14 protein-coding genes are annotated in these 15,941 nt (G+C 64.4%); 4 read left to right on the top strand and 10 right to left on the bottom strand.

The annotated features are described in order from the left end of the window. Nucleotides 1–168: 168 nt before the first annotated feature. Nucleotides 169–1,641 carry a glucose-6-phosphate dehydrogenase gene (zwf, locus tag CSQ91_RS14575; protein WP_070260463.1) on the bottom strand — a complete coding sequence of 491 codons (1,473 nt, stop codon included), beginning with the start codon at nucleotides 1,639–1,641 and terminating at the stop codon, nucleotides 169–171. A gap of 561 nt (nucleotides 1,642–2,202) precedes the next feature. Here zwf and CSQ91_RS14570 point away from each other — a divergent pair. Continuing rightward, on the top strand, nucleotides 2,203–3,156 hold the full coding sequence (locus CSQ91_RS14570) for a chemotaxis protein (RefSeq protein ID WP_070281275.1): 954 nt from the start codon (nucleotides 2,203–2,205) through the stop codon (nucleotides 3,154–3,156). A 170-nt stretch (nucleotides 3,157–3,326) separates the two neighbouring features. Here the strand turns inward: CSQ91_RS14570 and CSQ91_RS14565 are convergent, their stop codons facing one another. Together CSQ91_RS14565 and pgi are read right to left on the bottom strand one after the other, a co-directional pair. Next, entirely contained in the window at nucleotides 3,327–4,223 is an 897-nt protein-coding gene (locus CSQ91_RS14565; RefSeq protein WP_099388803.1) for an SMP-30/gluconolactonase/LRE family protein, read from the bottom strand. Between the two features lie 9 nt (nucleotides 4,224–4,232). Further along, the gene (gene pgi, locus CSQ91_RS14560; protein ID WP_099389272.1) at nucleotides 4,233–5,897 is read right to left on the bottom strand and encodes a glucose-6-phosphate isomerase; all 1,665 of its coding nucleotides are present in this window, start codon (nucleotides 5,895–5,897) and stop codon (nucleotides 4,233–4,235) included. A gap of 334 nt (nucleotides 5,898–6,231) precedes the next feature. On the opposite strand from pgi, the gene edd reads away from it, so the two are divergent. The 3 genes from edd (at nucleotide 6,232) to CSQ91_RS14545 (ending at nucleotide 9,352) form a co-directional block, all read left to right on the top strand. Continuing rightward, nucleotides 6,232–8,145, top strand: coding sequence for a phosphogluconate dehydratase (edd, locus tag CSQ91_RS14555; RefSeq protein WP_070260459.1), 1,914 nt, complete (start codon nucleotides 6,232–6,234; stop codon nucleotides 8,143–8,145). A gap of 3 nt (nucleotides 8,146–8,148) precedes the next feature. Next, the gene (gene eda, locus CSQ91_RS14550; protein WP_099388802.1) at nucleotides 8,149–8,778 is read left to right on the top strand and encodes a bifunctional 4-hydroxy-2-oxoglutarate aldolase/2-dehydro-3-deoxy-phosphogluconate aldolase; all 630 of its coding nucleotides are present in this window, start codon (nucleotides 8,149–8,151) and stop codon (nucleotides 8,776–8,778) included. A 61-nt stretch (nucleotides 8,779–8,839) separates the two neighbouring features. Continuing rightward, nucleotides 8,840–9,352 carry a hypothetical protein gene (locus tag CSQ91_RS14545; RefSeq protein ID WP_081345913.1) on the top strand — a complete coding sequence of 171 codons (513 nt, stop codon included), beginning with the start codon at nucleotides 8,840–8,842 and terminating at the stop codon, nucleotides 9,350–9,352. A 20-nt stretch (nucleotides 9,353–9,372) separates the two neighbouring features. Here CSQ91_RS14545 and CSQ91_RS14540 read toward each other — a convergent pair whose 3' ends face one another. From CSQ91_RS14540 to CSQ91_RS14510, 7 genes are read right to left on the bottom strand one after another with little or no spacing between them, the layout of a single operon-like run. Then, a complete protein-coding gene (locus tag CSQ91_RS14540) occupies nucleotides 9,373–10,389 on the bottom strand; it encodes a LytR C-terminal domain-containing protein (RefSeq protein ID WP_099388801.1) in 1,017 nt (338 codons plus the stop codon). Nucleotides 10,390–10,402: 13 nt separating this feature from the next. Continuing rightward, nucleotides 10,403–11,350 (bottom strand): type II secretion system F family protein, encoded by a 948-nt coding sequence (locus tag CSQ91_RS14535; protein WP_099388800.1) that lies wholly within the window; start codon nucleotides 11,348–11,350, stop codon nucleotides 10,403–10,405. 19 nt (nucleotides 11,351–11,369) lie between these two features. Beyond that, nucleotides 11,370–12,344: a type II secretion system F family protein gene (locus CSQ91_RS14530; RefSeq protein WP_092606643.1), complete on the bottom strand. Its 975-nt coding sequence runs from the start codon at nucleotides 12,342–12,344 to the stop codon at nucleotides 11,370–11,372. A 10-nt stretch (nucleotides 12,345–12,354) separates the two neighbouring features. Further along, entirely contained in the window at nucleotides 12,355–13,722 is a 1,368-nt protein-coding gene (locus tag CSQ91_RS14525) for a CpaF family protein (RefSeq protein WP_034787023.1), read from the bottom strand. 43 nt (nucleotides 13,723–13,765) lie between these two features. Beyond that, nucleotides 13,766–14,917: an AAA family ATPase gene (locus CSQ91_RS14520; RefSeq protein ID WP_092606640.1), complete on the bottom strand. Its 1,152-nt coding sequence runs from the start codon at nucleotides 14,915–14,917 to the stop codon at nucleotides 13,766–13,768. A gap of 22 nt (nucleotides 14,918–14,939) precedes the next feature. After that, nucleotides 14,940–15,458 carry a TadE/TadG family type IV pilus assembly protein gene (locus CSQ91_RS14515; RefSeq protein WP_099388799.1) on the bottom strand — a complete coding sequence of 173 codons (519 nt, stop codon included), beginning with the start codon at nucleotides 15,456–15,458 and terminating at the stop codon, nucleotides 14,940–14,942. A 10-nt stretch (nucleotides 15,459–15,468) separates the two neighbouring features. Further along, a complete protein-coding gene (locus CSQ91_RS14510) occupies nucleotides 15,469–15,936 on the bottom strand; it encodes a TadE/TadG family type IV pilus assembly protein (protein WP_034787020.1) in 468 nt (155 codons plus the stop codon). Between the last annotated feature and the right edge of the window lie 5 nt (nucleotides 15,937–15,941).

Genomic DNA, 15,941 nt, shown 5'->3' with positions numbered 1-15,941 from the left:
CGTGAAGCACTGCTCCACCCCTGCGTAACGGCCTGGCCTTGCAAGGCCAGACTCCTTGCGCTTCCAAACTAGTCTTCAGGCAGGGGTGAAGCAGGGGTTTCGTGGAGCATCGCTCCACGCCTGCGTAACGGTCTGGCCTTGCAAGGCCAGACTCCTTGCGCTTCCAAACTAGTCTTCAGGAAGCGCTTCTTCACGCCACTGCAAGCCATCGCGGCCGATCAGGGCGCTGGCGGCTGCGGGACCCCAGGTGCCGGCCGTGTACGGAATCGGCGCGCTGTCGTTCTGTTCCCAGTTGTCGAGAATCGGCTCGACCCATTCCCAGGCCGCTTCCAGTTCGTCGCCGCGCATGAACAGGGTCAGCTGGCCGCGCAGCACGTCGAGCAGCAAACGCTCGTAGGCGTCCATGCGCGGGGTCTTGAACGATTCGCGGAAATCGAGTTCCAGTTCCGCCGGTTTCAAGCGCATGCCGTCGCCCGGGGTTTTCGCCATCAGGTTCATGCGCAAGCCTTCGTCCGGCTGCAAACGGATCACCAGGCAGTTCGGCTGGAAGCTCGACGTGGGCTGGTTGAAGATCGAGTGCGGAATCTGCTTGAAGCGCACGACGATCTCGGCCAGGCTGTCGGCCATGCGCTTGCCCGTGCGCAGGTAGAACGGCACGCCGGCCCAGCGCCAGGTATCGATTTCCGCCTTCAGCGCAACGAAGGTTTCGGTGCGCGAATGTTCCGGCGCATCCGGCTCGTCGCGGTAGCTTGGCACGGTGGCGCCGTCGACGTGGCCGGCGCGGTACTGGCCGCGCACGATGTTTTGCGCCAGGGTGGTGGGCGTGAATTTTTTCAGCGAGCGCAGCACTTGCAGCTTTTCATCGCGCACGGCGTCCGGCGCGATCGAGGTCGGCGGTTCCATGGCGACGATGCACAGCAGTTGCAGCAAGTGGTTTTGCAGCATGTCGCGCAGCGCGCCCGAGGTGTCGTAGTAACCCATGCGGTTGCCCACGCCCAGTTTCTCGGCGATGGTGATCTGCACGTCGGAAATCCACTCGCGGCGCCACAGCGGTTCGAACAGGATATTGCCGAAGCGCAGGGCCAGCAAGTTCTGCACGGTTTCCTTGCCCAGGTAATGGTCGATACGGTAGATCTGCGATTCCTGGAAAACCTTGCCCACTTCGGCATTGATCTGCTTGGCGCTGGCCAGGTCGCGGCCCAGCGGCTTTTCCAGCACCACGCGCGAGTTCGGCGTCACCAGGCCGTTGTCTTCCAGGTTGTCGCAGATGAGAGCGAACAGATGCGGCGGCGTCGCCAGGTAATACACGCGCGTCAGGTCGGCATCGCCGCGCAGCGCTTCGACCAGCGGCGCATACGTGGCCGCATCGCTGGCGTTGAGCGACACATACACGATGCGCGCGCAGAATTTGCTCCAGGTGGCGGCATTCAGGGTGCTGGCCTTGATGTGGGGACGCGAGTTGCTTTCCACCATTTTCAGGAAGGCATCCTGGCCGCTGTCCTGGCGGCCCACGCAGATGATGCGCGCCGTCGGCGGCAAATCGTTCGCGACGTCGCGCGCATACATCGCAGGCAACAATTTGCGCATTGCTAAATCGCCGCTGCCGCCAAACAGGACCAGGTCAAAATCGGTAAGTGCCATAAGTGAGTGTCGTCGCAAAAGTAAAAGGGCCGGAGCGGGGAGGAAACCGACCGGAAGTGCCAGTCTGTCGCTACTATAATCGGTGGTGTAAATTTACTACGTAGAACAGGCAATTGCAAGAAATTTTACTACATTCCAGCCCCTGCCGTCGCCATTTTGCCAGGTATGCCCGCCAGCGGCGCCGGCATGGCCATTATATGCCGTTCGCCGGTGCCGGCGCGGTGTCCTGCTTTTCATAGCCTTTTCAAAGCAACCATGGTTGCCAGGGAAATTTCTAGTTCTCTCCGTCATCATTTGCGCTGTAGCAACAAGCAAATCAAGAAATGCTGTCAGGATCGCTGTTGGCAGCGTAAAGTAGCTTTGAAGAAAGTAAAAAACCGTATAATTCAAGCTCGAATTGATAGCAACTATTGGTTGTAAGAAATTGTACGATATACACTGCACCGCTAGCGCCGGCCATGCCCCGAACCCGCCATCCGACGTCCATGCGACGTGCAGTCCGCACTGTCCGCAGCATCAGGGCAGGCGACTTAACTTTACAAGACGGCTCAAGGGGACACAATGAATTCAATGCAGCAAGATGTCGATGAACGCACGAGCCTGACAGGCAATAACAAATTCGAACTGTTCCTGTTCAAGCTGGGTACCAGTGATCACTCGACCAGCCGCGAACTATTCGGCATCAATGTGTTCAAAGTCCGTGAAATCATGGAAATGCCGGCCATCACGGCCGTGGCCGGTTCGCACCCGCACATGCTGGGCGTGGTTAATATCCGTGGCCAGATCGTGCCCGTGATCGACTTGCCGATGGCGGTCGGCTGCAAGAGCAATGGCTTGAAGATACTGATGGTGACCGAATTTGCCCGTTCGACACAGGCGTTTGCCGTGGAAGAGGTCGATGAAATCGTGCGCCTGGAATGGAACCAGGTGCTGTCGGCCGAATCGAGCGTCGGTGGCGGCCTCGTCACCAGTATCGCGCGCCTCGATGGCGACACGGACAAGACGCGCCTGGCGCAAGTGCTGGACGTGGAACAAATCCTGCGCAACGTGCTGCCGTCGGGCGACCCGGACGTGGACGAGAACAGCATCGGCCCGCAAGTGCGCTTGCCTGCCGGCGCCGTGATCCTCGCGGCCGACGATTCCTCGCTGGCCCGTTCGCTGATCGAAAAGGGCCTCGAAGCGATGGGCGTGCCTTTCATCATGACCAAGACGGGCAAGGAAGCATGGGAACGCCTGCAGGCCATCTCGGCCCAGGCGGCCACGGAAGGCAAGACGGCGAAAGACAAGGTGGCGCTGGTGCTGACCGACCTGGAAATGCCGGAAATGGATGGCTTTACCCTGACGCGCAACATCAAGAACGATGGCCGCTTCGCCAACATCCCCGTGGTGATCCACTCGTCGCTGACGGGCTCGACCAACGAAGACCACGTCAAGGGCGTGGGTGCCGATGGTTATGTGGCGAAATTCGTGGCGGCTGAATTGGCCGAGACGATCCGTAAAGTATTGGCGCGGTAAGCTGAAGCAACTGTAGGTCGGATTAGCGGTGTACGCCGCGTCATCCGACGCCACCATGGCCAACATTGTTGTCGGATTACGCGGGGCCTTGCCCCGCCAATCCGACTTACGTGAGCGTAAAAAAGCGCCGGACCCTCGCAGGTGCCGGCGCTTTTTCATGTCTGGAACGATTACGCCTGGTAAGCCGTCTCCGGCTGGCCCGCCACGTCCACGCGCACGGACAGCACGTGGCCGCTCAAAGGGTAGTTGGCAATTTCCTCGGCCGAGCGGTTGTGGCTGGCGCTGGTGATGTACAGGGTGCGCAGGTCGGGGCCGCCAAACGTCACCATGGTGGGGCAGCGCACGGGCACGGTAATTTCGCCCAGCAGTTGGCCATCGGGGGCGAAGCGCAAGATCTTGCCGCCTTCAAACATGGCCGACCAGTAATTGCCTTCGCTGTCGACGGCCGCGCCATCGGGGCGCCCGCCGTAGTCCGCAGCTTTCTTGTCCATGGAAAAACGCTGGAACGGCTGCGGCGCGGAAATGGCTCCGCTGGCCGCATCGAAATCGAAGCGGTCGATGCGGTGCGTGGTGGTATCCGAGTGGTACATGGTGCGCTTGTCGGGGGAAAAGCCCAGGCCGTTCGATACGGTCATGCCGCCCGACCAGACCTTGCGCACTTGTCCCTTTTCCAGCACGAACATTTCCGCCGCATCGGCGTTGCGCGGCTCGAAAATCGTGCCGACCCAGAAACGGCCTGCCGGGTCGACCTTGCCATCGTTGAAGCGCGTGGTGGCCATGTCGAACGGCGCCGGGGCGATTTCCGCCAGGCTGCCCGTCTTCGTGTCGAGGTGGGCAAAACCGCTGCGCAAGGCCACGATCAGGCCGCCGCCCGCGTTGATGGCCAGCGCCGACGGTTCCGTCGGCATGCTCCACTGGTCATGCTTGCCGCTGGCCGGGTGCAGCTTGTGCACGGCGCGCCCGTCGATATCGACCCAGTACAGGGCCGCTTCCTTGCCATGCCATAGCGGGCATTCGCCCACTTGCATGGGTTTGTCGCTCACTACCTTAATTTCGTAAATATTCATCTATCTCTTTTAGTATGCGGCTTTTGCAGCTTTAGCCAGCGCAATCAAGCCATTGGTCGAGCTGTCGTGGTGGTCGGGACGGGCTTCGCCCGTCAGTTCGGCCTGGATTTTCTTGGCCAGCACCTTGCCCAGTTCCACGCCCCACTGGTCGAAACTGTTGACGTTCCACAAGACACCCTGCACGAAGGTCTTGTGTTCGTACAGCGCGATCAGGGCGCCCAGGGTGGTCGGGGTCAGCTGGTCCATCAAAATGGTGTTGCTGGGGCGGTTGCCGGGGAAGGTCTTGTGCGGCACCAGCGCCTCGATCTCGCTGTCCGGCAAGCCTTGCGCCTGCAGATCAAGACGCACCTCATCGCCCGTCTTGCCCGTCATGAAGGCTTCCGACTGGGCAAAGCAGTTCGCCAGCAGGGCGTCGTGGTGGCCCGGCAAATCGTGCGTGGCGCGCAGGGCGGCGATGAAATCGATGGGCGTGATGTCCGTGCCCTGGTGCAGCAGCTGGAAGTACGCATGCTGCGCATTCGTGCCGCAGTCGCCCCAGATGACGGGGCCGGTCGGCACGTCGACGGGCACGCCATCCTTGGTGACGCGCTTGCCGTTGCTTTCCATGTCCAGCTGTTGCAAATAGGCGGCAAAGCGGCTCAAGTCCTGGTGGTAGGGCGCGATGGAAACGGAGCCGCAATCGAGGAATTGGCGGTTCCAGAAGCCCACCATGGCCAGCACGACGGGCATGTTCTGTTCCAGCGGCGCCTGGCGGAAGTGCTGGTCCATCGCATGCGCGCCGGCGAGGAAATCGCTGAAGTATTCAAAGCCGATGGACAGCGCCACGGCCAGGCCGATCGACGACCAGACGGAGTAACGGCCGCCCACCCAGTCCCAGAACGGGAACATGTTGTCCGGCGAAATGCCGAAGTCGACGATGGCTTGCGTGTTGGTCGAAACGGCCACGAAGTGCTTGGCCAGGTCCTTTTCTTCGCCTTCGAGCAGGAACCAGGCGCGCGCCGTGTTGGCGTTGAGCATGGTTTCGGCCGTAACGAAGGTTTTCGAGGCCACGATGAACAGGGTCGTTTCCGGATCAACCTTCGACAGGGTCGCTTCCATGTCGTGGCCGTCGACGTTGGAAACAAAGTGCATTTCCAGGCCCGGGTTGGCATACGAGCGCAGGGCCAGGCAAGCCATTTTCGGGCCCAGGTCCGAGCCGCCGATGCCGATGTTGACGATGTCGCAAATCGGCTTGCCCGTGTAGCCGAGCCAGCTGCCATTGCGCACCTTGTCCGTAAACGCCTTGACGCGTTGCAGCACATCTTGCACGTCGGTATCGATATCCTGGCCGTCGACCACCAGCTTGGTGCCGCGTGGCGCGCGCAAGGCGGTATGCAGAACGGCCCGATGTTCGGTAAGATTGATTTTCTCGCCAGTGAACATGGCTTCGCGCTGCGCTTCCACGCCGCGCTCGCGGGCCAGGTCCATCAGCAGACGCATGGCGGTGGCGTCGACACGGTTCTTCGAGTAATCGAGCAGCAGGCCGGCCGCATCGACCGTCATCGTCGAGAAACGCGCGGGGTCGGCCGCGAACAGCTGGCGCAAATGCACGTCGCGCAGGCTGGCGCCATGCGCTTGCAGGGACTGGAAACTGGCGGTGGCGGTGATGGCAGGAGTAGGTGCTGGCTGGCGCATGGCGGTCGGCTTGGGTGCTTGTCTCGGTTGAAAGGAGCGCGGCGCGTTCGTGATGGCGAACAGCGGATCCGGCATTGGTATGAGAATAATACATCAGAAAAACGTAATTTCACTACAGTTTGTGCAGGCGCATGGCATTTTCAGCGTTTTTTCAGCGTTTTATCCGTGCTGTAATAGATAGGCAAGCAAGACAAGTGGGCGTGGCACGCTGTTGTTTTGCCTTGAAATGTCGTGGAGAAATGGATTATTTCTGCCACTGGCCACTGCAAGAGTGCTTCTGCGCGACCATTTTGTAGTAAAATTTCACGAAATACTCATTTTTAAGGAAATCCATATGGCGCTGCATCCAGTAGTCGAATCCGTAACAGCGCGCATCATCGCGCGCAGCCGGCCATCGCGCGGCGCCTACCTGGCGCATCTGGATGCTGCCCGCATCCAGGGCGTGCAGCGCGGCGCCCTGTCGTGCACCAACCTGGCGCACGGCTTTGCCGCCTTTCCCGCCAACGACAAGCTGTCGCTGAAGGAATACAAGAAGCCTTCCGTGGCCATCGTTTCCTCGTACAACGACATGCTGTCGGCGCACCAGCCGTTTGAAGGCTTCCCGCAGATCATCAAGCAAGCCGTGCGCGAAGTGGGCGCCGTGGCCCAGTTCGCCGGCGGCGTGCCCGCCATGTGCGATGGCGTGACGCAAGGCCAACCGGGCATGGAACTGTCGCTGTTCTCGCGCGACACCATCGCCATGTCGACGGCCGTGGCGCTGTCGCACAATATGTTCGATTCGGCCCTGTACCTGGGCGTGTGCGACAAGATCGTGCCGGGCCTGTTGATCGGCGCGCTGCACTTCGGTCACTTGCCGGCCGTCTTCGTGCCGGCCGGTCCGATGACGTCGGGCCTGTCGAACCAGGAAAAAGCCAAGGTGCGCCAGCTGTATGCGCAAGGCAAGGCCACGCGTGAAGACTTGCTCGAAGGCGAGTCGAAAGCCTACCACGGCGCCGGCACCTGTACCTTCTACGGCACCGCGAACAGCAACCAGATGCTGATGGAAGTGATGGGCCTGCACTTGCCGGGCGCCGCCTTCATCACGCCGAATACCCCGCTGCGCGATGCGCTCACAAGAGCGGCCGCCCAGCGCGCCGCCGTCATCACGGCGCAAAGCGCCAGCTACTTGCCGGTCGGCCATATTGTTGACGAGAAATGTATCGTCAACGCCGTCGTAGGCTTGCTGGCCACGGGCGGTTCGACCAACCACACCCTGCACCTGGTGGCCATCGCCAAGGCGGCCGGCATCGTCATCGACTGGAACGATTTCAACGAACTGTCGGCCATCGTGCCGATGCTCACGCGCATCTACCCGAATGGCGATGCCGATGTGAACCATTTCCACGCGGCCGGCGGCACGGGCTATCTGATCCGCGAACTGCTGGACGCGGGTTTGCTGCACGACGACGTCAACACCATCCTGGGCCACGGCTTGCGCGCCCACTGCATGGAGCCGTTCCTCGGCGAAGACGGCAAGGTTTTCTGGAAAGATGCACCGGCCGCCAGCGCCGACGAAAACGTGCTGCGCCCCGCCTCGAACCCGTTCGCGCCGGACGGCGGCATGGTGCTGGTCGCAGGTAACCTGGGCCGCGCCGTGATGAAGGTCTCGGCCGTCAAGCCGCAGCACCGCACGGTGGAAGCGCCGGCGCTGGTGTTCAATTCGCAGGAAGATTTCATGGCCGCCTACAAGGCGGGCACGCTGGACCGCGATTTCGTCGCCGTGCTGCGCTTCCAGGGACCGCGCGCCAACGGCATGCCGGAACTGCATGCGCTGACGCCGGCGCTGGCCAACCTGCAGGATGCGGGCCGCCACGTGGCGCTGGTCACCGATGGCCGCATGTCGGGCGCGTCGGGCAAGGTGCCGGCCGCCATCCACGTCTCGCCTGAAATCCTCGCCGGCGGCCCGCTGGGCCTGGTGCGCGACGGCGACATCATCCGTCTCGACGCCTTTACCGGCGTATTGGAAGCGCTGGTGCCGGCCGATGTCTGGCACGCCCGTTCGCTGGTCACGGCCGACTTGTCGCCGAACCACGTCGGCATGGGCCGCGAGCTGTTTTCCATGTTCCGTTCCACCGTCAGCGCGGCGGAAGAGGGTGCCACCACCTTCGGCCTGCCGTCGCCGATTCCCACCACCGTCGCCTTGCACGACGCCGACAATGTCGGTGATACCGTACCGGGTTCCGATGAAGACTTTTTGGCTAGGAAATAAGAGATGACCATGACACTACTGGAAATTATGCGCACTTCGAGCGTGATCCCCGTGATTGCGATCGACGATCCTGAACACGCCGTACCGCTGGCGCGCGCGCTGGTGGCGGGCGGCATCCGCGTGCTGGAAGTGACCCTGCGCACCAAGCACGGCCTCGAGGCGATCCGCGCCATGTCGGCAGTGCCGGGCGCCATCGTCGGCGTCGGTACCTTGACCCGTCCCGAGGAATTCGCGCAGGCGCGCGATGCGGGCGCCGTCTTCGGCGTCTCGCCAGGCCTGACTCCCGCCCTGGTGGCGGCGGCGAAAAGCAGCGGCCTGCCATTGCTGCCAGGCGTGATGACGCCAGGCGAAGTGATGGCGGCGCGTGAAAACGGCTTCCAGCAGCTGAAACTGTTCCCGGCCGTGCCGGCGGGCGGCATCGGCATGCTCAACGCGATTTACGGCCCGCTGCCGGACATCACGTTCTGCCCGACGGGCGGCATCTCGCAAGAGACGGCGTCGCAGTTCCTGGCGTGCAAGAACGTCGCCTGCGTGGGCGGTTCGTGGCTGACGCCGAAAGACGCGATCGCGGCCGGCAACTGGGACCGCATCACGGAAATCGCGAAAGCGGCCAGCGGCCTGCGTTCAGCGTAAGCGGCTCCGGCGCGGCAGGCTTCCCGCTTGCCGCGCTTTATTTCTTTCTCTCATGCGAGTCTTGCGCCGTCCCCTCACCATCGGCGAAACCGCCATGGCCCGCAGCGTCTTCCAGGGCGCCATCGACTACGCGCGCGTGCGCGTCGTGCGCGGCTCCTTTCTTCCGTTTGGCTTGCAGGACCAGAACACGGCCATGACGCCGCGCGGCAGCCTGCACTTCATGCCGGCCCAGTACCGCGACGATTTTTCCCGCGAAGGCAACAGCGGCAAGCTGTTCTTCATCCACGAGATGGTGCACGTGTGGCAGTACCAGCTCGGCTACGGCGTGCTGCTGCATGGCGTGCTGCTGGCGCTGCGCGGCGGCTACATCGGGCAGCGCGCCTACCGCTACGATGCGCAGGCTGGCGGCGTCCTGTCCGACTTCAACATGGAGCAGCAGGGCGACATCATCGCCCACTACTTCGGCGCGCGCCAGCTGGGCATTCCCGCCTACGTGGCGAAACTGCCGCAGCTGCAGGATATCCTGCAGGGCTTCCTGATCAACCCTGCCGACCGCCGCCTGCTGCCACGCTGACGCCGTCGCTGATGCCACTGCTACGGCGCCGTGTTCGATGCCAGGCGCATGTCCGGCGCGCGCAGGCTGGCCGCCGCATCCTTGCCCAGCAATAAACGCAGGTCGGCGCCCGCGCCGATGCCGCTGTCGCCGGCCGCCTGCAGTTGCGGCATGCCGCCCAATGCCAGGGCCAGGGCGGCTGCTGCCTCGGCGTGGCCGGGACGGTAGACGATGCTGCTGGCCTGGATGCCGTACGGCCGCTGGTTGCCCAGCCGCAGCACGCTGATGCCCATGCCGCCCAGCATGCCGCGCATGCGCGCCGCCATTCCCGTTTCGCCATTGCCGTTGATGACTTCCAGCCGTGGCAGCGGCATCGCCGGCTTGGCCAAGACGGGGATAGCCGCTGGCGCGGCTTGCGCCGCCACGGGCGCGTCGCGCCAGCTCAGCGCAAAGATATTCGGCTGCAATTGCGTCAGCTGCAAGCGGCTGGCCGGCGCTGCTGGCATGGGCGCCGGCGCCAGGTCGGGCGCGATGGCCTCCGCGGTGGCATCGACTGTGCCGATGCTGCGCGCCAGCGCCGCGATGGCCAGGTCCAGGTTGGCGCGCGCCGGCTGCTGGCCGTTGTCGAGCTGCAGCGACTGGCGCAGCGCATCGGCCGCCTGGGCATACTCTCCCTGCAGGTACAGCACGTAGCCGAGATTGTTGTAGGTCCTGGCCGTCGGCGCTTGCAGCGCCAGCGCCTGCAGCATGCTGCGGGCCGTTTCCAGCTGGCCCAGCTGCGCGTGCAGCACGGCGGCGCCATTGCGCGCATCGGCCGAGTCGGGCTCAAGCAGCAGAGCTTCGCGGTAGGCGGCCAGCGCCGCGCGCGGGTCGCCCAGTTCCAGCATGCGCTTGCCCAGCTTGCAGAACGCGGCGGTGCGGGTGGCGGGGCTGTCATCGATGCGCGCCTGGGGTGGCGCAACATGGCTGCCCTGGCTGGCCGGGCCGGGCAGGTGGCCGCAGGCGGGCAGCAGGCCGGCGCAGGCGAGCATGAGCATCAGGGTGGTGTGCTGTGACATGGCGGTTCTCCGGTCAGCTGCCGCTGCCCATGCTGGGCAGGAGCACGCGGTAGATTTGCAGGAAGGCTGGTCCCATCAAGACGACCAGCAGCGAAGGGAAGATGAAAAAGATCAGCGGGAACAGCAGCTTGAGGGCGATCTTCGCCGCTTCTTCCTCGGCCATCTGGCGGCGCTTGGTGCGCAGCTGGTCCGACTGTACGCGCAGCGAGGCGGCGATGCTGGTGCCGAAGCGTTCGGCCTGGATCAGCATGGCCACCAGCGCGTCGACATCCTCGACGCCCGTGCGCAGGGCCAGGTTGCGCAGGGCCCGCTCCTTGGTGTTGCCGGCACGCAGTTCCAGCATCACCAGGTGCAATTCTTCGGCCAGCACGGTGCTTTTCAGGGCGATCTCCGCGGCCACCCGGGCCAGCGCGGCATCCATGGCCAGGCCCGCTTCCACGCACACCGTCATCAAGTCCAGCGCATCGGGAAAGCTTTCAAAGATATCGCGCTGGCGCCGCTTGATCATTTGTGCCAGGACAATATTGGGCAGGTAGTAGCCGATGGCGGCCACGATCAGCAGCCAGAACAGCAATGCCTTGCCCGCCATCTGGCTGCCCGACGCGCTCAGGCCCAGGAACAGCAGCAGGGGCAGGCCGATGGCCAGCATGGTCTTGGCGGAAAAGAACAGGATGGGCGCCGACGCCTGCCGCAGGCCGGCATTCATGAAGCGTCGGCGCATCACGGAACCTTCCCAGCCCTGGTCGGGCAGCGACAGTTTGGCCAGCGGACCGCTCAGGCGCACCATGCGCGCCAGCCATGGGCTGGGCGCCGATGCGCCAGGCGCCGCCGCGCTCTTGCCGGTGGCGTTGTCCATGCGCTGGCGCAAGGGATCGGGGGCAAAGCTGCGCATGGCCACCAGCACGGTGCCGAAGACGGCAATGAAGAGCAGGGCGAGAAAGGCAAAATGGACGGGGTTCATGAGGGTTCTCCTTGCGGGCTCAGACACGGATGCGGATGATATTGCGCATGACAAGGACGCCGCATACCATCAGCAGCAGGGCGCCGACGAGCATCTTGCGTCCGCCCGGGTCGACAAACAGCATTTCCAGGAATTGCGGATTGGTCAGGTGGATCATGGCCGCCGCGCCGAAGGGCAGCAGCGACAGGATCCAGGCCGACAGCCTGCCTTCGGCCGACAGCACGCGCACCTGTCCCAGCAGCTTGATGCGCTCGCGGATGATGCGGCTGATGCTGTCGAGCAGCTCGGCCAGGTTGCCGCCCGTTTCGCGCTGGATCAGCACGGCGATGACGAAGTAGCGCAGGTCCGTGCTGGGCACGCGCGTGGCCAGGTTCATCAGGGCGTCCTGCATGGCGATGCCGAAATTGACTTCGTCGAAGGTGGCGCGAAATTCCACGGCCAGCGGCGCGTTCATTTCATCACCGACCATTTTCAGGGCGGTGGGGAAGGCGTGGCCGGCGCGCAGGGCGCGCGCCATCAGGTCGAGCGCATCGGGCAATTGCTGTTCGATGCGCTGCAGGCGCTTGGCCTTGGCGCGCAAGACCACCAGCAGCGGCAGCAGGGCCGCGCCAGCCACCAGCGGCAGGCGCAGCATCCACGGCACGCCGAAGTAGCTGAGCAGCAAAAACGCGGCGCCGGCCGTGGCCAGCATCACGCCGGCGAAGCTGGCCACGCTCCAGGTCAGCCCCGATTGCTCCAGCAGGCGGTCTAGCGCATGCACGCGGGGCACGCTGAGCAGCAGGCGCTGCAGGGCCGGGGTGTCGCTCAGCAGGCGCTTCTTGATCATCGAGCTGCCCGTGTCGCCATGCGCACCGGCCGACATGATGCGCAGGCGGCGCGCCACCCTTTCCGCTTCCGGGCCGCGCGAGGTGTTCCACGCCAGGTACACCCCCTCGATCAGCAGCACCACGGCGATGAAGGTGAGGATGGCGAATACGTAATAGAGATAGTCCATGATGCTCCCCTTAATGGTACTGACGGGCGGGATCGAACAGGGTTTCCGGCAGGCTGATGCCGAAGGCGCGCAGGCGTTCCAGGAAGTGCGGCCGCACGCCGCTGGCATGGAAATGTCCCTGCACCGTGCCGTCCTCGCCGATGCCCGTCTGGCGGAAGGTGAAGATTTCCTGCATGGTGATCATCTCGCCTTCCATGCCCGTGATTTCCTGGATCGAAATGATCTTGCGCTTGCCATCCGTCAGGCGCGCCACCTGCACCACCACGCTGACGGCGGAACTGATCTGCTGGCGCATGGCCTTCACGGGCAGGCCCGCCGAGGCCATGCTGATCATGTTTTCCAGCCGCGTCAGCGCGTCGCGCGGGGTGTTCGCATGGATGGTGGCCATCGAGCCTTCGTGGCCCGTGTTCATGGCGCCCAGCATGTCGAGCGCCTCGGCGCCGCGCACCTCGCCCAGGATGATGCGGTCGGGACGCATGCGCAGCGCGTTGCGCACCAGCGCCCGCTGCGTCACTTCGCCCTTGCCCTCGATGTTCGCGGGCCGCGTTTCCAGGCGCACCACGTGCGGCTGCTGCATCTGCAGTTCGGCCGCGTCCTCGATGGTGACGATGCGTTCGGCCGTGCTGATGAAGCCGGAAATCGCATTGAGCATGGTGGTCTTGCCGCTGCCCGTGCCGCCCGAGATCAGGATGTTGACCTTGGCCTTGCCCAGCGCCTGCAGGGTGGTGCTCATTTCCTCCGTCAGGCTGTGCTTGAGCATCAGGTCGGCCAGGCGCAGCGGCTGGGCCGAGAAGCGGCGGATCGACATCACGGGTCCGTCGATGGCCAGCGGCGGGATGATGGCGTTGACGCGCGAACCGTCGGGCAGGCGCGCATCGACCATGGGGCTCGATTCATCGATGCGCCGGCCCACGCGCGAGACGATCTTGTCGATGATCTTCATCAGGTGGGCGTCGTCGGTAAAGCAGATGTCGCTCAGCTCCAGGCGGCCGTGGCGCTCGACATACACCTGGCGGTAGGTGTTGACGAGGATGTCGGACACGCCGGGATCGGCGAGCAGCGGTTCGAGCGGGCCGAAGCCCAGCACCTCGTCCTGGATGTCACGGATCAGCGAGCGCCGTTCCAGCTCGTTGATCACCACATTGTCTTCCGTGAGCACGTCGCTGACGAGGATTTTCAGCTCTTCGCGGATCTGCTCGCGCGACAGGCGCTGCATGCCTTCCAGATCGACGCGGTCGAGCAGCGCCTGGTGGGTACGGTGCTTGAGTTGCTGGTAGCTCTGGCTCGATGCGCCCTGGTGCGCGGCATCGTCATTCAGGCTGGCGTCATCCTGGGCATAGCCCAGGCGGTCCCGCAGGGTGAGTTTTTCGGCAGTCATGGTCGGTCTCCGGTGAATGGGGTATCAGGCGCGCTGTAGGGAATCAAGCGCGCGCCAGCAGCCGCGAAACCCAGCCTTGCGCGGCGGGCGGGGTTTCGCCGGCCAGGCTGGCGGCCAGTTCCTGCAGGGCGCGCGAGACGGAATTGTGCGACGCCAGCTTGAGGATGGGCACGCCCTGGCTGACGGAGGCGGCCACCGCCTCGTAGTGGTTGGGGATGGATTTGTAGACGTGCTTGCCATACGCCGCTTCCAGGTCGGCCACGCGGATGCTGTCGCTGCTGGCATAGCGGTTCAGGATCAGGCGGATCTTGTCTTCGCGGTAGCCGAGGCCACGGAATACGTCGAGCAGGCGCTTGCCGTCGCGCACATACGGCAAGGTGGCCTGCAGCACGGGGAAGATCAGGTCGGCCCGGTCCAGCGCGCGCACGCTGACGGGGTCGAGGCCGCGTCCCACGTCGAGCAGGATGTAGTCGTACTGGCTGCGCGCCAGGGTCAGCAAGCGGTCGATATGGTCCGCCTCGACGTCGGCCGCATGGGCGGGATCGTCGGCGGCGGCCAGCACGCTGTAGGCGGGCGTGATCTGGATCATGCTGGCGGTCAGCAGCGAGGCGTCGAGGCGCACGATCTGCTGCGACAGCTGCGACAGGGTGGTGGCCGGCTTGTGGTCCGAGACGAACAGGGCGGCGTCGCCGAACTGCAGGTTCAGGTCGAACAGCGCCACCTTGCGCTGTTCGCCGGCGGCCAGCGCGTAGCCGAGGTTGGCGGCGATGAAGGTGGCGCCGCTGCCGCCCTTGCACGAGACGAAGGCCAGCACCTGGCCCTTGCGCGTGACCTGCTTTTGCAGCTTGTCCTCGATGCGGCGCAGCGCGGCGCACAGGGACGCGTCGTCGTCCGGCAGCAGCACTTCGCGCACGCCGGCGCGCATCGCGCGCAGCAGGAATTGCGGACTTTGCTGCGGACATTGCACGATGATGGCCAGGTTCGGATGGCGCCCGCCCAGCAGTTCGAGCCGCTCCAGCTCCGTCTCGCCCGCCTGCTCCTGCTCCAGCAGCAGCAAGTCCGGCGTGGCGCCGTTGTCGAATACATCCGGTATGCTCGCCAGCAGCGCGACGCGGTCGGCCGCGCTGCGTTCGCGCAGCAAGCGGGTGAGCCGCTTGAGCTGGGCTTCATTCTTCGAGACGATGACGATATTCACTTGGTACTCCCGGTAATGGCGTTCAGTTGATCTGGAAGCCCAGGCTTTCGGCGTGCATGACCACGACCGAGGCTGGCACGGCGATATTGAGAAAACCGAACAGGCTGACCATCGGCGTATAGCTGACGTTGTCGATCGACACGCGCACGCTGTCGATGCAGCTGGCCGTGCGCGTGATGTCGCCGCAGGCCGACAGGTTGTCGCCCGGATCGAGCGGCGGCAAGGTCACTTCGGCGCCGCTCTTGTTCAGGTAGCGGATGGTGATGTTGGCGGCCGTCAGTTCCGGCGCGGCAGGCAGGGCCGTGCCGCCGAACAGAGCCAGCGTCTTGACGGTGTCCGTCTGGTCGATCCAGCGCACTACCGCTTCGCGCGCGGCGCGGCGGCTCACTTCCTGCACCGTGTTGTACAGGTACAGCATGCGGCCAAATTCGAGGATGCCGAACAGCAGGGTGAAAAACAGCAGTGCCACCAGGGCGAATTCGACGGCGGCGGCGCCGCGCTGGCGGCCGGCTGGAGGAGACGATGAAAGGCGGTGGCGCATGGCGTTCTCCTTACAGCATGTAGCGCATGGTGGTGCGCGGCGAGAGCGGCGTGGCATAGCTGCTGGCCGCGCCGATCACGAAGGGCAGGTACTGGCCCACCGACAGCGTGTAGTTGACGACTTCGACGCGGATGCCGCCCGGCGCCGTGCCATCGGTGCAGCTGCTGTCGTTGAACGCCGCATCCAGGCAGGTGACCGTCACGTTGGCCGTGGTGAAGCCGCTGATGCCGGCGCTGGTGGCCGCATCGACGACCGTCTGCTTGGCGGCAGGCACGCCCTGCGATGCGATGCCGGCCTTGGCCTTGACGGACATGTTGCGCGCCGCATCGCGCGTGGCCTTGGTCAGCGCGTCGTAGTACCAGAAGGCGCGACCGAAGCCGAAGATGCCCGCCAGCAGGGTGATCAGCAGGGCCAGCACGATGCCGAATTCGACGGCGGCGCCGCCGCGCTGCCTGAGGGGGGAAAGGTGGATGCGCATGGCCG

Origin of the sequence: Janthinobacterium sp. BJB301, assembly GCF_002735685.1 — a bacterium.
Classification (GTDB): domain Bacteria; phylum Pseudomonadota; class Gammaproteobacteria; order Burkholderiales; family Burkholderiaceae_D; genus Janthinobacterium; species Janthinobacterium lividum.
This window is presented reverse-complemented; position numbering and strand designations above follow the sequence as displayed.